15 protein-coding genes are annotated in these 13,773 nt (G+C 57.3%); 9 read left to right on the top strand and 6 right to left on the bottom strand.

Annotated features, from left to right (window positions below; translation table 11 throughout):
- Nucleotides 1-162 precede the first annotated feature (162 nt).
- From AC1DPX_RS10035 to AC1DPX_RS10025, 3 genes are read right to left on the bottom strand one after another with little or no spacing between them, the layout of a single operon-like run.
- A complete protein-coding gene (locus AC1DPX_RS10035; RefSeq protein ID WP_477236272.1) occupies nucleotides 163-480 on the bottom strand; it encodes a hypothetical protein in 318 nt (105 codons plus the stop codon).
- The gene (locus AC1DPX_RS10030) at nucleotides 477-1,337 is read right to left on the bottom strand and encodes an adenine nucleotide alpha hydrolase family protein (protein ID WP_477236270.1); all 861 of its coding nucleotides are present in this window, start codon (nucleotides 1,335-1,337) and stop codon (nucleotides 477-479) included. The genes AC1DPX_RS10035 and AC1DPX_RS10030 overlap by 4 nt, the downstream gene beginning before the upstream one ends.
- A gap of 43 nt (nucleotides 1,338-1,380) precedes the next feature.
- Nucleotides 1,381-1,818, bottom strand: coding sequence for a GIY-YIG nuclease family protein (locus AC1DPX_RS10025; protein WP_477236268.1), 438 nt, complete (start codon nucleotides 1,816-1,818; stop codon nucleotides 1,381-1,383).
- A gap of 159 nt (nucleotides 1,819-1,977) precedes the next feature.
- Here AC1DPX_RS10025 and AC1DPX_RS10020 point away from each other — a divergent pair, with 159 nt between their 5' ends.
- From AC1DPX_RS10020 to AC1DPX_RS10010, 3 genes are all read left to right on the top strand, one after another.
- On the top strand, nucleotides 1,978-3,633 hold the full coding sequence (locus tag AC1DPX_RS10020; protein ID WP_477236266.1) for a DUF6538 domain-containing protein: 1,656 nt from the start codon (nucleotides 1,978-1,980) through the stop codon (nucleotides 3,631-3,633).
- 333 nt (nucleotides 3,634-3,966) lie between these two features.
- On the top strand, nucleotides 3,967-4,419 hold the full coding sequence (locus AC1DPX_RS10015) for a hypothetical protein (protein ID WP_477236264.1): 453 nt from the start codon (nucleotides 3,967-3,969) through the stop codon (nucleotides 4,417-4,419).
- Nucleotides 4,420-4,711: 292 nt separating this feature from the next.
- Nucleotides 4,712-7,930: a primase-helicase family protein gene (locus AC1DPX_RS10010; RefSeq protein ID WP_477236262.1), complete on the top strand. Its 3,219-nt coding sequence runs from the start codon at nucleotides 4,712-4,714 to the stop codon at nucleotides 7,928-7,930.
- Between the two features lie 433 nt (nucleotides 7,931-8,363).
- On the opposite strand, the gene AC1DPX_RS10005 is transcribed toward AC1DPX_RS10010, so the two are convergent.
- The gene (locus AC1DPX_RS10005) at nucleotides 8,364-8,486 is read right to left on the bottom strand and encodes a hypothetical protein (protein ID WP_477236260.1); all 123 of its coding nucleotides are present in this window, start codon (nucleotides 8,484-8,486) and stop codon (nucleotides 8,364-8,366) included.
- Nucleotides 8,487-8,660: 174 nt separating this feature from the next.
- Between AC1DPX_RS10005 and AC1DPX_RS10000 the strand changes: the two genes are divergently transcribed.
- The 3 genes from AC1DPX_RS10000 (at nucleotide 8,661) to AC1DPX_RS09990 (ending at nucleotide 11,175) form a co-directional block, all read left to right on the top strand.
- Nucleotides 8,661-9,269, top strand: coding sequence for a hypothetical protein (locus AC1DPX_RS10000; RefSeq protein ID WP_477236258.1), 609 nt, complete (start codon nucleotides 8,661-8,663; stop codon nucleotides 9,267-9,269).
- A gap of 64 nt (nucleotides 9,270-9,333) precedes the next feature.
- Nucleotides 9,334-10,137, top strand: coding sequence for a hypothetical protein (locus AC1DPX_RS09995; RefSeq protein ID WP_477236256.1), 804 nt, complete (start codon nucleotides 9,334-9,336; stop codon nucleotides 10,135-10,137).
- Nucleotides 10,138-10,602: 465 nt separating this feature from the next.
- A complete protein-coding gene (locus tag AC1DPX_RS09990; protein ID WP_477236254.1) occupies nucleotides 10,603-11,175 on the top strand; it encodes a recombinase family protein in 573 nt (190 codons plus the stop codon).
- 282 nt (nucleotides 11,176-11,457) lie between these two features.
- On the opposite strand, the gene AC1DPX_RS09985 is transcribed toward AC1DPX_RS09990, so the two are convergent.
- A complete protein-coding gene (locus AC1DPX_RS09985; RefSeq protein WP_477236252.1) occupies nucleotides 11,458-12,132 on the bottom strand; it encodes a hypothetical protein in 675 nt (224 codons plus the stop codon).
- Between the two features lie 225 nt (nucleotides 12,133-12,357).
- Here AC1DPX_RS09985 and AC1DPX_RS09980 point away from each other — a divergent pair, with 225 nt between their 5' ends.
- The 3 genes from AC1DPX_RS09980 to AC1DPX_RS09970 are packed head-to-tail and all read left to right on the top strand — an operon-like array spanning nucleotide 12,358 to nucleotide 13,333.
- Nucleotides 12,358-12,534 (top strand): hypothetical protein, encoded by a 177-nt coding sequence (locus tag AC1DPX_RS09980; protein ID WP_477236250.1) that lies wholly within the window; start codon nucleotides 12,358-12,360, stop codon nucleotides 12,532-12,534.
- A complete protein-coding gene (locus AC1DPX_RS09975) occupies nucleotides 12,522-12,860 on the top strand; it encodes a hypothetical protein (RefSeq protein WP_477236248.1) in 339 nt (112 codons plus the stop codon). The genes AC1DPX_RS09980 and AC1DPX_RS09975 overlap by 13 nt, the downstream gene beginning before the upstream one ends.
- A complete protein-coding gene (locus AC1DPX_RS09970; protein WP_477236246.1) occupies nucleotides 12,857-13,333 on the top strand; it encodes a hypothetical protein in 477 nt (158 codons plus the stop codon). The genes AC1DPX_RS09975 and AC1DPX_RS09970 overlap by 4 nt, the downstream gene beginning before the upstream one ends.
- A gap of 259 nt (nucleotides 13,334-13,592) precedes the next feature.
- Here AC1DPX_RS09970 and AC1DPX_RS09965 read toward each other — a convergent pair whose 3' ends face one another.
- On the bottom strand, nucleotides 13,593-13,748 hold the full coding sequence (locus AC1DPX_RS09965) for a hypothetical protein (protein ID WP_477236244.1): 156 nt from the start codon (nucleotides 13,746-13,748) through the stop codon (nucleotides 13,593-13,595).
- Nucleotides 13,749-13,773: the final 25 nt, after the last annotated feature.

Genomic DNA, 13,773 nt, shown 5'->3' with positions numbered 1-13,773 from the left:
GCGAACGATTTGGTGCAGAGCGCATATCACGAGGACCAATGCTATCGAGATAGGGATCAGAGCCAATGGCCTCGGCCCAATAGACATTGCCACCACCATAAGCGCAGCAGCCAAAAGCATTAAGGTCCGGTCACTCATTTGCCTTCTCCTTGGTTGAGAGCGTCAGGGCGGACGGCGCGAAAACCATTCCGTCTCGTCAGGCCCGACGATGCTGTAAGAGTGCTGGAACAGGCTCAGCATGAGCATATCCGCCAAGGCCTTGGCATGCTCGGCAATCGCTTCTTTCGTGCTTGGGAACCGTGGGTAGTGGATGAGGCCGACGCGGACGCCTTCTTCCTCGCCTCCTGTATAGATGTATGTCACCGGCTCGACTGTGACGCATAGGCCGATATCGTAACAGTAGCTGCGACACGTCTGTTTCGCGCGGGCAAGATCGCCAGCAATGAAGATGTCGTATCGGATCGTTTTGACGGTTGTCATACGCCGCACATCCCTTCGCACTCGTGGCCAAATAGGTCTGGGCCGGTGTCAGCGAGCGCAATGTTGGCCTCGGCAAGTGGCACCCGGCTATGGTGAAGATACATCTGGCCATGGAACCGAATGACCTGCGCAGGCTCCCTAAGCCAACCGTCCAGTTCGACGGTCTCAGCCCATTCGTCAGGATTCTCCCATAGGCTGCGCCAGCCTTCGTTGCCTTGGAACGGGCAATATTTACACCGCGACTTCGGCGGAATGCGGTACTGTCGTTCCTCCAGCCACTTGTAGCAATCCTGACGGCTCATCCGTGCTTCTATTAGCGGATGCCGGTTGTGGATGAACTGGCATCCGCTTGGCTTGATGCGAGTGATCTCGTCCAGTGAGATGCCGACCCAGCTTTCGACCGTGCCTGGGGCAATGTAGCCGCGAAGCCCAACGCCAAGCAAATCCCGTATCTTTCGCCTGATCGGCCTGATCTTCCAATTGCGGGTGCAGTTGCGGCCGCCCATGCCTCCATGTCCAACATGCCACGGGATGCGAGCGCCATCCTCATCGCCAGCGATCAGGGCTCCACTCAAGCTTCGGCTGCACTGTGCAATATGGACCGGGAACGGCAATATGCCGGAACGCAGCCAAGCAAGGTGCTCATAGACGGCCTTCGGTTCATCCCCCGTGTCCGCGAAGATTGCGCAGTCGGGCGGTTCAATCTCGCCGCGAGCCGCCATCAGCGCCAGCGTTGTCGATTGGACGCCAGCCCCGAGGCTGAGCACCCGCAGCCGTGGACCATCGATCCGGCGCGACAATCCGTCCTGCTGTAGAGGAACGGAAGAAGAAACCGCGTTACACAGAGCTATGGTCATGGGGCCTCAGAATGGGGTTGCGTTGCACAGAAAACAGAACCCTTCATGCCGCCGCCTGCATTTTCATGAATGCCTGCATCGCCAAGTCGCGCCGGTTCGCTGTGATCTGTTCGGCTGCCGTCTCGTTCAGCGCAGCCAACTCGTGGTCGATGAACGCCTTGAGGTCGGGCGTGATCTTGAACCACTCGCCGCGATGCAGACCATCGCCGAACTTGTCCTGGAATTCACGCTCTGCTTTGGTGCCGCCAGGGATGAGGCCGACCAGCACAAGCTTGATCGGGTTGCCGATCTGAAGCGTCTCGATCCGGCGCCGGATATCTGTCGTCATCCCGATCTTGATGTATTTGCCGGAGCGGATGAGATAGACCATCGGCGGGTTGCGCTTGGGTGAGGTCTTCAGCGCCGGTTCTGTTGTGGAATCAAGGGACGAGGTGAGGGGCATTTTGGTTTTAAGTCCTTTGCCGGCCTCATAGTGCGACAATTCTCGACCGCACCAATGGCTCTCTTAGCCAAACCGTTGAATCCCTTGTAAATGCAAGGTTTCTTCCCCCGCCTGACCTGACAGGTGTTCTAAAAACTGACCTAAAGCGTTCCTAACCTCTTGTTGACTCGCCCACGTTTCCGGTGAAATTGGCCGGTCATGGCTAGTTATCTGAAACAGCGTGGCGGCGACGGCGGCATCTGGTATTTCCAGCGGGCCATTCCTCCTGAACTAAAAGACAAGGTCGACTCGAAGCTGTTCCGCAGTCGGTCGCTCGCCACGCCCGATCGAAAGATCGCGGAGAAATTGGTGAGGCCCTATATCGTCAAAACAGACGATGCGATCGACCGCGCCAAGGCGCTGACGCGCGTGCAGGACTATTCGACCCACCTGACACCTGCCGAGAGCCGTGAACTGGAGAGTGCCGGAGGCGTCCCGTCTCTTCGCCGAGAGATCGTGAGCGACGTTTCTCAGCACCGGTTCCTCGATACCGGTTCCATCATGTCGGCCATTGTCCCCGACGACATGCTCGTCGATCGCATTGCCGCACAGCTCCAGCGGCTCGAAGGAAAGGCCGACGCTGCCGAGCTTGCCGAACTGGCACAGATCATCCGCGAGAAGGCTCGCACCTTGCATAAGCTGGGCGTCGTGGTCGATGAGATGAAGGGCATGACCAGCATCATCACAGACCCCGGTCTGCATGAGATCGTTGCGGATTGGGCAGAAAAGACGAAACAGCCCGACCAGACCGTCCGCCAGTTCAGTTACGCCGCGCGTCGGTTCTGCGAGATCAATGGCGACCTCCCGGTGAAGTCGCTGACAAAAGATCACCTTCGAATCTTCGCGGACCGGCTTCCCGAACTCCCTGCCAACATTCCAGTCGCAAAGCTTGAACTCACCTTTGACCAGATCGTGTTCCTCGGGCAACGGAAGGGTTGGAAGACCGTGTCTGAGGCCACGGTCACCAAGCACCTGCAAGGAATGCGCGTGATCGTTAATCACGCTGTGGCGCGGGGCTTCCTCGATTCGAACCCCTTCGACGGGTTCAGGAATCTAAAGGTCAAGGGCAAGAAATCAGACGCAAGAGAGGACGGACGCAAGCCGTTTTCTGTTGGTCACCTACGGACTCTCCTTGCCGCCCTCGAAGCGGAAAAGTCGCCAAAGGATGATGACTTCTGGATTCCGCATATCGCCCTTTATCAGGGGGCGCGTTTGGAGGAAATCTGTCAACTTGATGAGAACGACATTCGGGATGAGGCGGGCATTCCCTGTATGCGCATCACCGACGCGATAAACGAGACGCATGGCGACACCGGCAAGAAGCTTAAGAACAAGGCAAGTGTCAGGACCATTCCAATTCATCCTGCTTTGATCGCAATGGGCTTCTTGAAATTCGTGCAACTTGCCAGACGCCGGTCAAAGGGACCGAAGCTCTTCGCCTCTTGCGAGCCCGACCAGCGAGGCCGTTTCGGTGGCCCCTACGGCAAGAGGTTCGCGCGTCTTCTGCGGGGTAAGGGAGAGATCGGCGATGAGAAACTTGTCTTCCATTCCTTCCGCCACACGTGGACCGACGCCGCGCGCAATGCAGGCGTGCAGTTTGAAATTAGAGCAGCGCTGGCGGGCCGGGAGACGGAAGGGGACGGGAAGTCCGACGAGGCGCTGCGAAGCTCTGAAAAGGGCTACGGCGACGGCTACAGCATGGGCGTTCTTCTGGAGCACCTTACAAAGGTAGACCCGCTGAAAACGACTGTGCGGCCCGGCCGGGTAAAGGCGTCGGACGATCAGGACGAGTCTGCCACCGCCGTTGCTGCATAGATCGAAGATCATCTGCGTCACGCCGCGAAAAAAGTCGGCGTGACGGTTGAGAGCAGAGATCAGTTCGCGACGCCAATTCACTCCGAATTATACTTGGGACGGAGTTTATTTCACCATCAAAGCGCCGCAATAATATGAGACAAGCAACCTGACGGTGGCATAGCCACATCTCCACCCTTTTCCCGACATTCCTGCCTCGGTGAGGCACACCGCATCCGGTGGATGCGCGCACAGACTGTGCAATGCGCAAGTTTGCGCAGGCTCGGTGAGCCCTTTCCTGAACCTCCCAATTCCCTTTGAACCAAAGCGGCTTGCCCGCTTGGAAGGACACACATGTTCGATGCTCCGAACCTCTCCAAAGCCGTTCTGGCGCTCTATAATCCTCACGCTGATCCGTTCGGCGTAGCCGCATGGCAGGAACTCTTCCACGCATCACCTGAGATCAAGCGGGCGTGGATCGACCATCATTTCCAGTGGTCGGCTGCATGCAAGGCTGCTGCCGCCGATTTGCGCGGGCGCGGGCGCAACGTTGTCATCGACATGACTCTTTTCGACGTTCGCGAGGACACTTCTGGCGAGACGGCCGAATGCGCGATCGACTACGAAATCTCGGTTATGCGTCCACGTGGAAAATCGTTCCGGCTGGGTGAGACGGACACGGAAGCCACGTTTGGCCGAACCATGTTTCTTGCAGGAAATCCTTGGCGGCTGGCCGACCGAGTCAATGACGAAATCGAATTGCGAGAAGAAGACGAAGCGATGCCAGTCACTTCAAATATTGCATGACGCACGAATACGAGCGTTCCTAACTTCTTACTAAGCTCCATTGCCATTTTAGGATAGATATCCTATATCAAAACTGCTGGACTTCGAGAAATCGCGGCCACCCGTTCCCACTCTGGGGGCGGGTGGCATCTCGAAAAGACAGCCCGTCGTCGGGGACGACGTAATCCAATTAGCCGACGACGCGAGTTCTCGAAAAAGGCCAGCAACCTCTGAAAACGCGCCGTCATTGACCAACGCCCGCGACATACATCGCGGCGAGCGCCGCCGTGCGCCCTGACTTTCGGAGTATCCCTTGACTGCCACAACCTCCCTTGATCCACTCACGCCTTTTCGGGCGGCCGTACACGGTCGCCACGGTGTCCGCCTTGCTTTTGTCGATCGTGACGAAGCCCGAGATGCCGCCGCGCGATTGCCGCCGTCGTACGTCCTCTATGGTGATCGCGACAGCACGCATCTTGTCTATCTCGTTGCCGACCATGAAGGGGAGCCCGCCAAGGCACTTGTCGCGCGGTGGCAGGAGCAGGACACAGAAGACGCTTACGTTGAGTTCGACGTGCTGGGCGCTGATGACGACTATCGGCTCTGTGATGATGATGCAAAGCATCTGACAGAGTGCGGCAAGTTCGACATTGTCACGGTAGCGGAGATTGAAGCCGCATTCTGTCCGTCCGTCGAGTCGACTCTCAACGCCGCGAGCGTCATCGGCGAGCTTAGTCCCGATATCCTCAACACCAAGCTCCAGCTTGCCACCGCAGGTAAGCGCGATGCAAAGGTGTTTGCGAACTCGAAGGAAGCGCCGTTCAGCAATTTCCTGAACTCGGACCTCACGAAGATTCGAGTCGGTAACAAGGACGGCAAATGTTTCGTTCTCGGCGTCCTAAAGGATGGGCGGCGCACAAACAATGCTGTCATCAGACTGCACATGATGGGGCTCGACGTCGATAGCGGTGAGAACATGGCGAAAACCGTCACCATGCTCAGGTCGAAGGGACTCTTCTTCATCGCCTACACAACCCACTCACACGGTTCTCAGAAGATCGACTACAAGAAGGACCGCTTCATCAAGTGGGCGGGTGACAACGGGCATCCGACGAAGCTGGACGACCTTTCCAGCGATGAGGCCAGCCGCCTCATTCGACTCTTCATGACCGACGAAGGAAAGTACGTTGGGGACGTGATCGCGTCCGCCGAATATGTGGACACAACGCACGAAGTCGATGGCATCAAGATCAACTTGCGTTGCCGTCCGCTGGACAAGTTCCGGTTGGTTTTCCTTCTGCATAAGCCGTACGTGATGGCCCAACAGCCAGGCAGCCAGAAGGACGCTCAGGCTGCATGGGGTGATATGATTCTCGGGCTGGCAACTGAACTTGCAATTAAGGTCGACCGCGCCGCGCGCGACTGCGCACGGCTCTTCTACCTGCCGTCCAAGGCTCCGGACGCGGCCAACGCCCGGATTATCGTCAACGCCGGAAAGAAACTCGACTGGACGACGATCACCAAGGTTTCGGTCAAGGACTACAAGGCTGCTCCGGCCGACCCGTTTGACGCGGCCGGAAGTGCCATGGGCGGCGCTGACGACCGTGACCGCCATATGATCGCCAGCTTCAATCTGCGGAAGTGGGCCGCGATCTTCGGGGGACATTTCGAGCCGACCCGTGTATTCGCCGATTGCTGCCCGGAGCATCGGCGGATCGAGCGCGCCCCGTCCAAGTTCGCATGCGTCTGCCCGCATGGTGACGACCACGGAAGCGAGGGAACGGAAGACGATCCCGGTGCCTACATCGAGGATGGCGGGCATGCCGAGCGGTTCGCCTTCTATTGCAGCCACGACTCTTGTGCCGATCGCGATGCGCTGGACCGGATCAAACGGGCCATTGAACTGGACTGGTTTCCGATCGAAGCTCTGACTAATCCGGCCTATAGCTGCATGGTCGAAGAGGACTTCGCCATGGCACTGGAGGATTTTGGCGCGGTCGGGGCGCGCGACGGCGTTGCCAGTACAGATGAGCTCGCATCGAGTAAGCCGACCACGCATTTCAAGAAGATGGAACTGGCAATCGCTGCCCTGAACAAGGAAATCGCGATCGTTCAGCGTGGCGGCGACGCCGTCATCTATCAGAAGCGAAGCAGTGGCGAAGGCTGGTTGAAGCTCCGGGCGGCTAAGGACATCTATGCCCCGTGGACGGCCGGAAAGGATCGGGATCCGGTGTTTTCGGCATGGGTAAAATCACCCGCCCGCGATCACCGCACTGCCGTAGTGTTTGAGCCCTTCCGCCACGGCGAGCCGGATAGTACTCCCGGCGATCATCTGAACATGTATCGAGGTTTCGCGATCGACCCGGTTGCGGGCGACTGGACGGACTTGCAGCGCCACGTCTTCCGCATCGTCTGCAACGGCGACAAGCGGCTCTTTGCCTACGTCGTCGCATGGCTTGCCGACATGGTTCAGAATCCTGGCCGGAAGATCGGCACAGCGCTTGCCATTCTCAGCGTAGAAGGCACGGGCAAGAGCCTTTTCACCGACTTCGTGCGCCAGATTTGGGGCAGCCGCCATAGCGTTAAGGTCAGCGACCCGCGACAGCTTACCGGTAATTTTAACGGCCACATGTCGGGCAAGATGCTCGCCGTCGCGGAGGAGGCCTTCTTCGCCGGAGACCCGAAGATCGACTCCATCATCAAAGACATGATTACCAGCGATCGGATGATGATGGAGAACAAGTTCATGGACGCCATCGAAGTCGGCGACTATCGGCGTTTTATCCTCTTGTCGAATGCCGAGAACGTGGTGAGGGCTACGGGAGATGCCCGCCGCTACGCGGTCACGGTAGCCAGTGCCGAGATGAAGGGCAACACGGCCTATTTTCAGAAGCTCGCGGACCAGCTTCGGGCTGGCAAGGTTGCGGCGGCGATGCTCTATGACCTGCTTAGGCTCGATATAGCAGCCGTGGAACGCGACTACGGCGTTGAACTCCGCAACCCACCGCTCACCGATGCGCTGATCAGTCAGATTCTCATCAACATGAAGGCGGAGGACCGTTGGTTGCGCGCCGTGCTGGCGGATGGAACGTTCACCAATTCGGACGGTGATAGCGAATTGACAGAACCGGAACGTCAGAAGTGGGTAGACAAGTCCGTCAATGTTGCGAAGGAGACTGTCTATCGAAGCTATCGATCGATGGTGAAGGCGCGCGACGGCAAGGAAGTATCGCCCGAAGCAATCAGCATGTTCTTCATCGGCGCGTTCCGTAAGCAGAAAGGCGAGCCGTCGCTTATCGAGGTAGACGGCGACGGGAAGACGGGGCGCAGCTTTGTGCTGCCGTCGCTGCTTGCCCTGCGGGAGTTCTATGCGGAGAAGTCCAAGGTCCCGTTGGACCATACCTCGGTTGTCAGTGCTGGCGACCTGATCTTGCCGCCGAAGAGGGCGGAAGGGGTGGAGTATGATGCCGCGTTGCTAGCCTATGAGAACGCCGCCGACAACTTCATCAATGGCGTCTTCGGCCGCGAGTGATACAATGGGGAGGCTTTTCGCCTCCCCAACCTTTCCCCAACCTACGTCCGCGCCCCCGGTCAAACACGCCACCCGGCAAGTCGCATTTCCCCACCTCCCCAACCTTCCCGGGCTAATTTTCAAATATGTATTGAAACGGCGAGTCCTCCCGCTCTCGATTGTCACACACCGTTGTCACGCTTTCGAAAAAGGTGATTTCGGGATTCCTATCATGGGTCAAAAAAAGGTTGGGGAGGTTGGGGAGGTTGGGGAAACCGCCACCTACCGCTTCAGGTCTCTGCACTCAACCGGTTGTCCTTTGCCTCTGGCGCGCCCGGTTCACCATCGCGAACCCAGTACCGTCACCTTCGTCGGTTGAGTGCAGAGAGGACGGCCGGGATGATACGTGCGAAAAGCAAAAAAGAGCACCTCGTTTCCGAGATGCTCTTTTTCGTCAGAACAGCCGCGCGAGAGCAGCAATTGCCGAAATCAGCGATAGGGGCAGTGTGCACCCTATTGCCATACGGTGCATCGCCCCGTTTGGCTGGCTGGTTTCGATAGAAAGGAACACCGTCATTCGGGTTCTCCTACCTTGCGCGCGTCCCTTGATGAGCCGAACATCGCGCATAAGACCAGCAGCGGGGGCGTTTCCAGATTTAAACAGCCCTGTGGTGGCCCCCACACGCTTCGGCTGTTCCTAATTCAGTAATTGAGGTAGTTGCTCGGTTGCACAACCACAAGGGGGCAAGACTTGGCCGATGAGGAATACAATGAAATCTTCATCGCCGTGGGGACGGCTCTCCACAACTGGTCTCGCGTTGAAGGGACCTTAACGACCGTGCTGTGGCGGTTCATGCAGACCAAGAACCCCGCGCCAGCGACGATAGTCTGGGGCAACATTATAAGCTTGGCACCCAAGCTCACGATCGTGAGTCAGATGCTGCCATTGCTCATCAGCGATCCCACCGCGCAAGCTTTGTGGTTCAAGATCAGTGATGCCGTGGCAAAGCGGAATCGTTCAAGGAATCAATTGGCCCACTATGAGATTGTTCGCTTTGAGGATGGATATCGCTTAGTGTCCAAATATCAATCTGCCGACATGGGAACTCTTGGGCACGCTGATACTAACAAGGACAATGTTGAAGAGCGATTTCTCAAAGCCTTTGAAACGCGCGGTTATAGAGCGCTGGAAATTACACAAATAGCAGAGAATTTCGCCGAGCTTAAAGCCGCTATCGTCTGGTATACGGATTGGGTTATTGAGTTCAAACGCGTTCCTTTTGAATTAGACAGCGAGCCTCCACAGATGATCAGAGATTTCCTGTCGAAGCTACCGACAACAGGCGCGCCTCCAGCGTAGACATTGATTTCGACAGGGAACGGGGCGCTCCCTTAGCGTCCGGCAAATCGCGGGGTTTTGGGATATGCTGAAATTCAACGCTAGCGAATTTTACGCTGCTGCGACCCTGTTGCAGGAGTCTCATACATTCATCGACGCCCTAAAGACCCACGACACCGATCTAGACCCAGAGACCATCATACCGCAGGAACCAAGTGATCACATAGCGGGCCTAGCGGGTGACTTGATGAAATCACTGGAGGTTCTGGACGCTAGGGTGACGGCCATAGCTGTCCGCAATCTTCTACTCTTGCTCAACGCGAAGAAGTTAACCTACGGGTCTCTAGGGCGGATGTACAAAGATATAAATTCACGGCTACATGATGAACTATCTCTAGTCCAGATATTTGTCATGGATGGTTCCAAGGCAAAGTATTTCGAACCGGGCACGCCACTCTTTGGCCCGGAGGCGGCGGATAAATTTCCACTGGCCATCCCCGATATGGAGGACGCTGGAAAGTGTCTGGCATTCGGGCAAGGGACTGCCACGGTTTATCATCTCATGCGTGTCATGGAGTATGGCTTGCGGGCCATAGGTGCAATGCTGGAGATACCCTATGCACCTAGCTGGGAATCCTACCTCATCCAGATAAGAAAAAAGGCCGAAGAAAAGCGGGCAGCCAAAACGATTGATTGGAAGGGGCTAGAGCCATTCTTCCTTTTGGTCGAAGGCGATCTCACTGCGGTAAAGTTGGTCTGGCGCAATCCAACTATGCACATTCAGCGCAGGTATTCCGTTCAGGAGGCGGAGGAAATTTTCTCGGCAGTTCGGTCGTTCATGATGCGCATCGCGCCTCAAGTCCCTCCGCCCCCTTCTGTGTTCGATTAGACCGCGCTTTCCACAAATTTTTGACAGGTCGGGAAATCGTCGCGCCTGTATATCGGGCGTTCCTTCGCGCTCGTGCAACTCCGGTGGCGGTACGGGCTGTATCAATGCAACCCAGACCAACAAAAAGCGCGCGCCAGTGCGCCGCTGGAGGTAGTAAGGCCTGTATCAATGCGATCCCCGCCTGAGAAAAGCACACGCCAGCCAGTCACGCGCACCGCTGAAGACAGTAAGCCTTGTATCAGTGCGATCCCGGCCGGTAAAAGGCGCGCCGAGGGCATCTGCACTCGACCTTCGCGATAACCCTTCCACATCAAGGTTATCCTGCCACTGACCCCTCTTGAACGCCTTGGAAATTAAGGCTTTCAGTGTCCACAAATGTTTACTTTGTTGGCACATTCCGATTGACCGTACCCTTCGCGTACACTATCGTCTGTCCATCAAAGTCTTAGAGAAGAGGGTACGCGTATGGGTGAACTGATTGGGTATTGCCGGGTTTCCTCCCGTTCGCAGGACTATCAGACACAGAAGGACAGGCTGTCGGCCGCTGGCGCGATCAAGCTGTTCGAAGAGAAGAAGTCAGGGTTGGATGACAACCGGCCGGAACTGGCCCGCTGCCTCGAATACGTTCGGGAAGGCGACACGCTCATTGTCACCAAGCTTGACCGCTTGGCGCGCTCAACCCTGCATCTGCACAAGATCGTCGCCGAACTGGACCGTAAGGGCGTAGCGTTCAAGGTGCTGGACGACCCGACGCTCGATACCTCCAGCCGCACCGGAAAACTGGTCTTCTCCATCCTCGCCAGTATTGCCGAGTTCGAAGCGGCCATCCGGAAAGAAAGGCAGATGGAAGGCATTGCAAACGCCCGCGCCAAGGGCATCACTGGTGGACGGCCGAAGCGCCTCACAGACGATATAGAAGCTCGCGTTGCGGCCATGAGGGCCGACAACGTGTCGATCCGCGCTATTGCCAAGGATATCGGCTTCTCCAAGGCCACGGTCCAGAAGATCATGGAGAAGCATGCACGCGCGCCCGCATAGCGTCCGATCGATCAGGATTGAGTGCAGAAGGCCGGGCCAGTCCCGGCCTTTTTCTTGGCCTTCAACAACTTCTCAGAAATACACCCTCAAGGGGACCCATCGGGGTAACGGGTACCTGGCATAGTTGTACTGCGTACGATGCGTTTGGCGAGAATATAAAGTCTCAAGGGGTGTCTGCACTCATCCCCCAAGTTTACTCTCCTAGCGGATTGCCCGCTACACCGGTCAGGGTCGTCTCTTCATCGTCGCGAAGGGATTGAGTGCAGATGTGTGAGTACGAAACTAGCTGTAGGGCGGAAACCGGGCCACTTCCACAAGTTCAATTAGCATTCTCGGGTCAACAATATGCTCCATTTCGCCGAGCCTGTTGGCGCTATGGTCGTTCGGGCCTGTGATGATCGCCGAGGGCTCTGCGATCGCCGTGAGCAGGACCCCGTCGCATCCGTAGGTCGTGCAGAGTCCAGACGCAAACATCCTCGCGACATCTTGGTCAGTCGACCAATTGAGCCCGATGCGTCCAGCCTCAAGTTCGCTAGAACGTTCCCCGCGATACAGCACTAATCTACTTCCGCTGTAAGGTGAGAACACCCGACGAAAGGCGCGGATAAACAGGTCGTCATCCCGGACGTCAGCACGATGGCGAAACCCTCGCACCGTCCAATCCGAATGCAGCGCCTCTCGAAAATCATCAGGCACCCGGTCACAGCGCGTTGCGGCTTCCAAGACCTTTCGGTAGGCATCCCCGGTGTCCTCGCCGATCTTGCCGAGCGCGCGCCTGAGATCATCCGCTGGGCCGCCGTGCATAGCTGCGATGGCATACTCCACCGCCGCATCCAATGAAAACGGTGGGGGAGGATTAGAGGGGGCGGTGGGAAGCGTTATGTGTAGTATCGCGATACGCGGGTCCTCGGTGCTCTGCTCAAAGTGCATCCACGGGGACGTGTCGTTATTGGCCATTGGCACAGACTAGCCCCTAGTCAGGATATGGCAACATCGCTTTCCCCGCGATAGCGGCGATAGCGCGCGTCATGCGGTCGGCCGCACACCGCGCTTTGTGTCAGCCCAAGCGTTCCTAACTTAATTACGCAATGATTTTAATATGATAGCTCCATCTGAGCCGCCAGCTACCTTGACTAGGAACACATTCCTATGTTAAGAAGAGCGCAGATTGGACACCTCGAAATGCGCACCAAGAATGGCACTCAGCTTTCATCCTACGTCTCGCTTAAGCAGGTCGACTGGCTGCAACGGCGCGCCCGCGCCAATGAGACTTCCGTCTCATCGGAAATTCGGGCGATTCTCGACGCTGAAATGCGCGCTGATGAGGTTCGCAGCGAGATTGAGCGATGCCTCGCGTAAGTACATCTGTCTCGGATGAGCTATTCGCCTTCCTCTGCGAAGAGCAAGAGCGGACAGGACGCACGGTTTCGGAACTAATTCGTCTGTCGCTGATCCAGCGGCGCGCCACACTCGAACTTCAAAAAGAAAGAAACAGAATGACAGCCTTCGCTATTAGATTGCCAGATGGTCGCACCGTCGATTATCTCGACTGGCAGAATGCCCAAGAACAGGTGCTCCACTACGGGGCAGAGTGGGTCGACTATGGGGTCGCACTTGCTGCTATTTCTGCTGCGCGCGCAGCAGAGCGCAAGCCGGTGACTATCAACGCGAAGGTGGACGCATGAACGTCGCCCAGAAAGAATACCTTGCCGCCTGCGGCAAGGCGTCCGTCGAGGACTTTGAACCGGGCAGCGCTTCGAAGCTGGAATATGCGAATCTGCACGGTGTTCCCGACCCTGTATCCGAGACGGTGCCGAGATATTCGGAGGCACAATTCCAATACCTGTGCGGGCAGTCGGTCGATGACCTCGACGAGTTCCAGCGGGAAATCTTCCGCCGCATGGGGACTCCAGTCGATGGCACCAACACGACCGATGACATCAGCACGGCAAAACCTTCCGGCCCGCCGAAGCTCAACACGCAGAAGCTGGCCGACGCGGGTCTCACTCCTACGGCGCGGGGAGAGGTCTTTGAATGGTTTCAGGTTTTGGAGCAGGCCCATCGCGAGGCGCAGGCCGAAATCCCGGAGCATTTGCGCCAAACCCGCTTCCACGTGGACCGGGCTCGAATGTTCGTAGAGCCTTACTTGGTCCCCTAATTCTCATTGCGCGTGACACCCCGCACGCGCAACCGGCCGGTTAAAGCCGGTCACACCCCGCGCCTGTCTTTTCGGGGGCTTTTGGGCAGGCGCGGGGACCTTCTGGAGTCCATCATATGAATGAACAGTCCGAGCGTGTTCTAGCCGAGTTGGATTCGCGGCTGCGCGCAATGCACGCGCGTTTCGAACGTTCGCGCGACCCTCACCAAAGGGCGACTTTGGCGACCTCCATCCGTGTGCTTGAACGCGAGCGAGCCGCTTACGCGGCAGGTGATCTCCCGTGGGATTGATGCATCTTGCCGCTGCCCTCGAAGTCGAAATCCAGCGCCTGCGTTGGCAGGTCGAAAACCTTCCGCCCGGTAGCCTCGATCACGCTCGGTTGGCCAATATGCTGGCCAAGGCCGAACGCGATCAAGCGGCAGCCCTCCGGCTGCTGGACG

Source organism: Mesorhizobium sp. 01N446 (assembly GCF_056399285.1).
Note: the sequence above shows the minus strand (reverse complement) of the source record. Positions and strands in the feature narration are given on the sequence as shown.

Coding starts and splice junctions, on each gene's coding strand:
- AC1DPX_RS09985 (WP_477236252.1), bottom strand. CDS start 12,132: ATGGCCAATAACGACACGTCCCCGTGGATGCACTTTGAGCAGAGCACC.
- AC1DPX_RS10015 (WP_477236264.1), top strand. CDS start 3,967: ATGTTCGATGCTCCGAACCTCTCCAAAGCCGTTCTGGCGCTCTATAAT.
- AC1DPX_RS10020 (WP_477236266.1), top strand. CDS start 1,978: ATGGCTAGTTATCTGAAACAGCGTGGCGGCGACGGCGGCATCTGGTAT.
- AC1DPX_RS09980 (WP_477236250.1), top strand. CDS start 12,358: ATGCGCACCAAGAATGGCACTCAGCTTTCATCCTACGTCTCGCTTAAG.
- AC1DPX_RS10030 (WP_477236270.1), bottom strand. CDS start 1,337: ATGACCATAGCTCTGTGTAACGCGGTTTCTTCTTCCGTTCCTCTACAG.
- AC1DPX_RS09970 (WP_477236246.1), top strand. CDS start 12,857: ATGAACGTCGCCCAGAAAGAATACCTTGCCGCCTGCGGCAAGGCGTCC.
- AC1DPX_RS09995 (WP_477236256.1), top strand. CDS start 9,334: ATGCTGAAATTCAACGCTAGCGAATTTTACGCTGCTGCGACCCTGTTG.
- AC1DPX_RS10035 (WP_477236272.1), bottom strand. CDS start 480: ATGACAACCGTCAAAACGATCCGATACGACATCTTCATTGCTGGCGAT.
- AC1DPX_RS10005 (WP_477236260.1), bottom strand. CDS start 8,486: ATGACGGTGTTCCTTTCTATCGAAACCAGCCAGCCAAACGGGGCGATG.
- AC1DPX_RS09975 (WP_477236248.1), top strand. CDS start 12,522: ATGCCTCGCGTAAGTACATCTGTCTCGGATGAGCTATTCGCCTTCCTC.
- AC1DPX_RS09990 (WP_477236254.1), top strand. CDS start 10,603: ATGGGTGAACTGATTGGGTATTGCCGGGTTTCCTCCCGTTCGCAGGAC.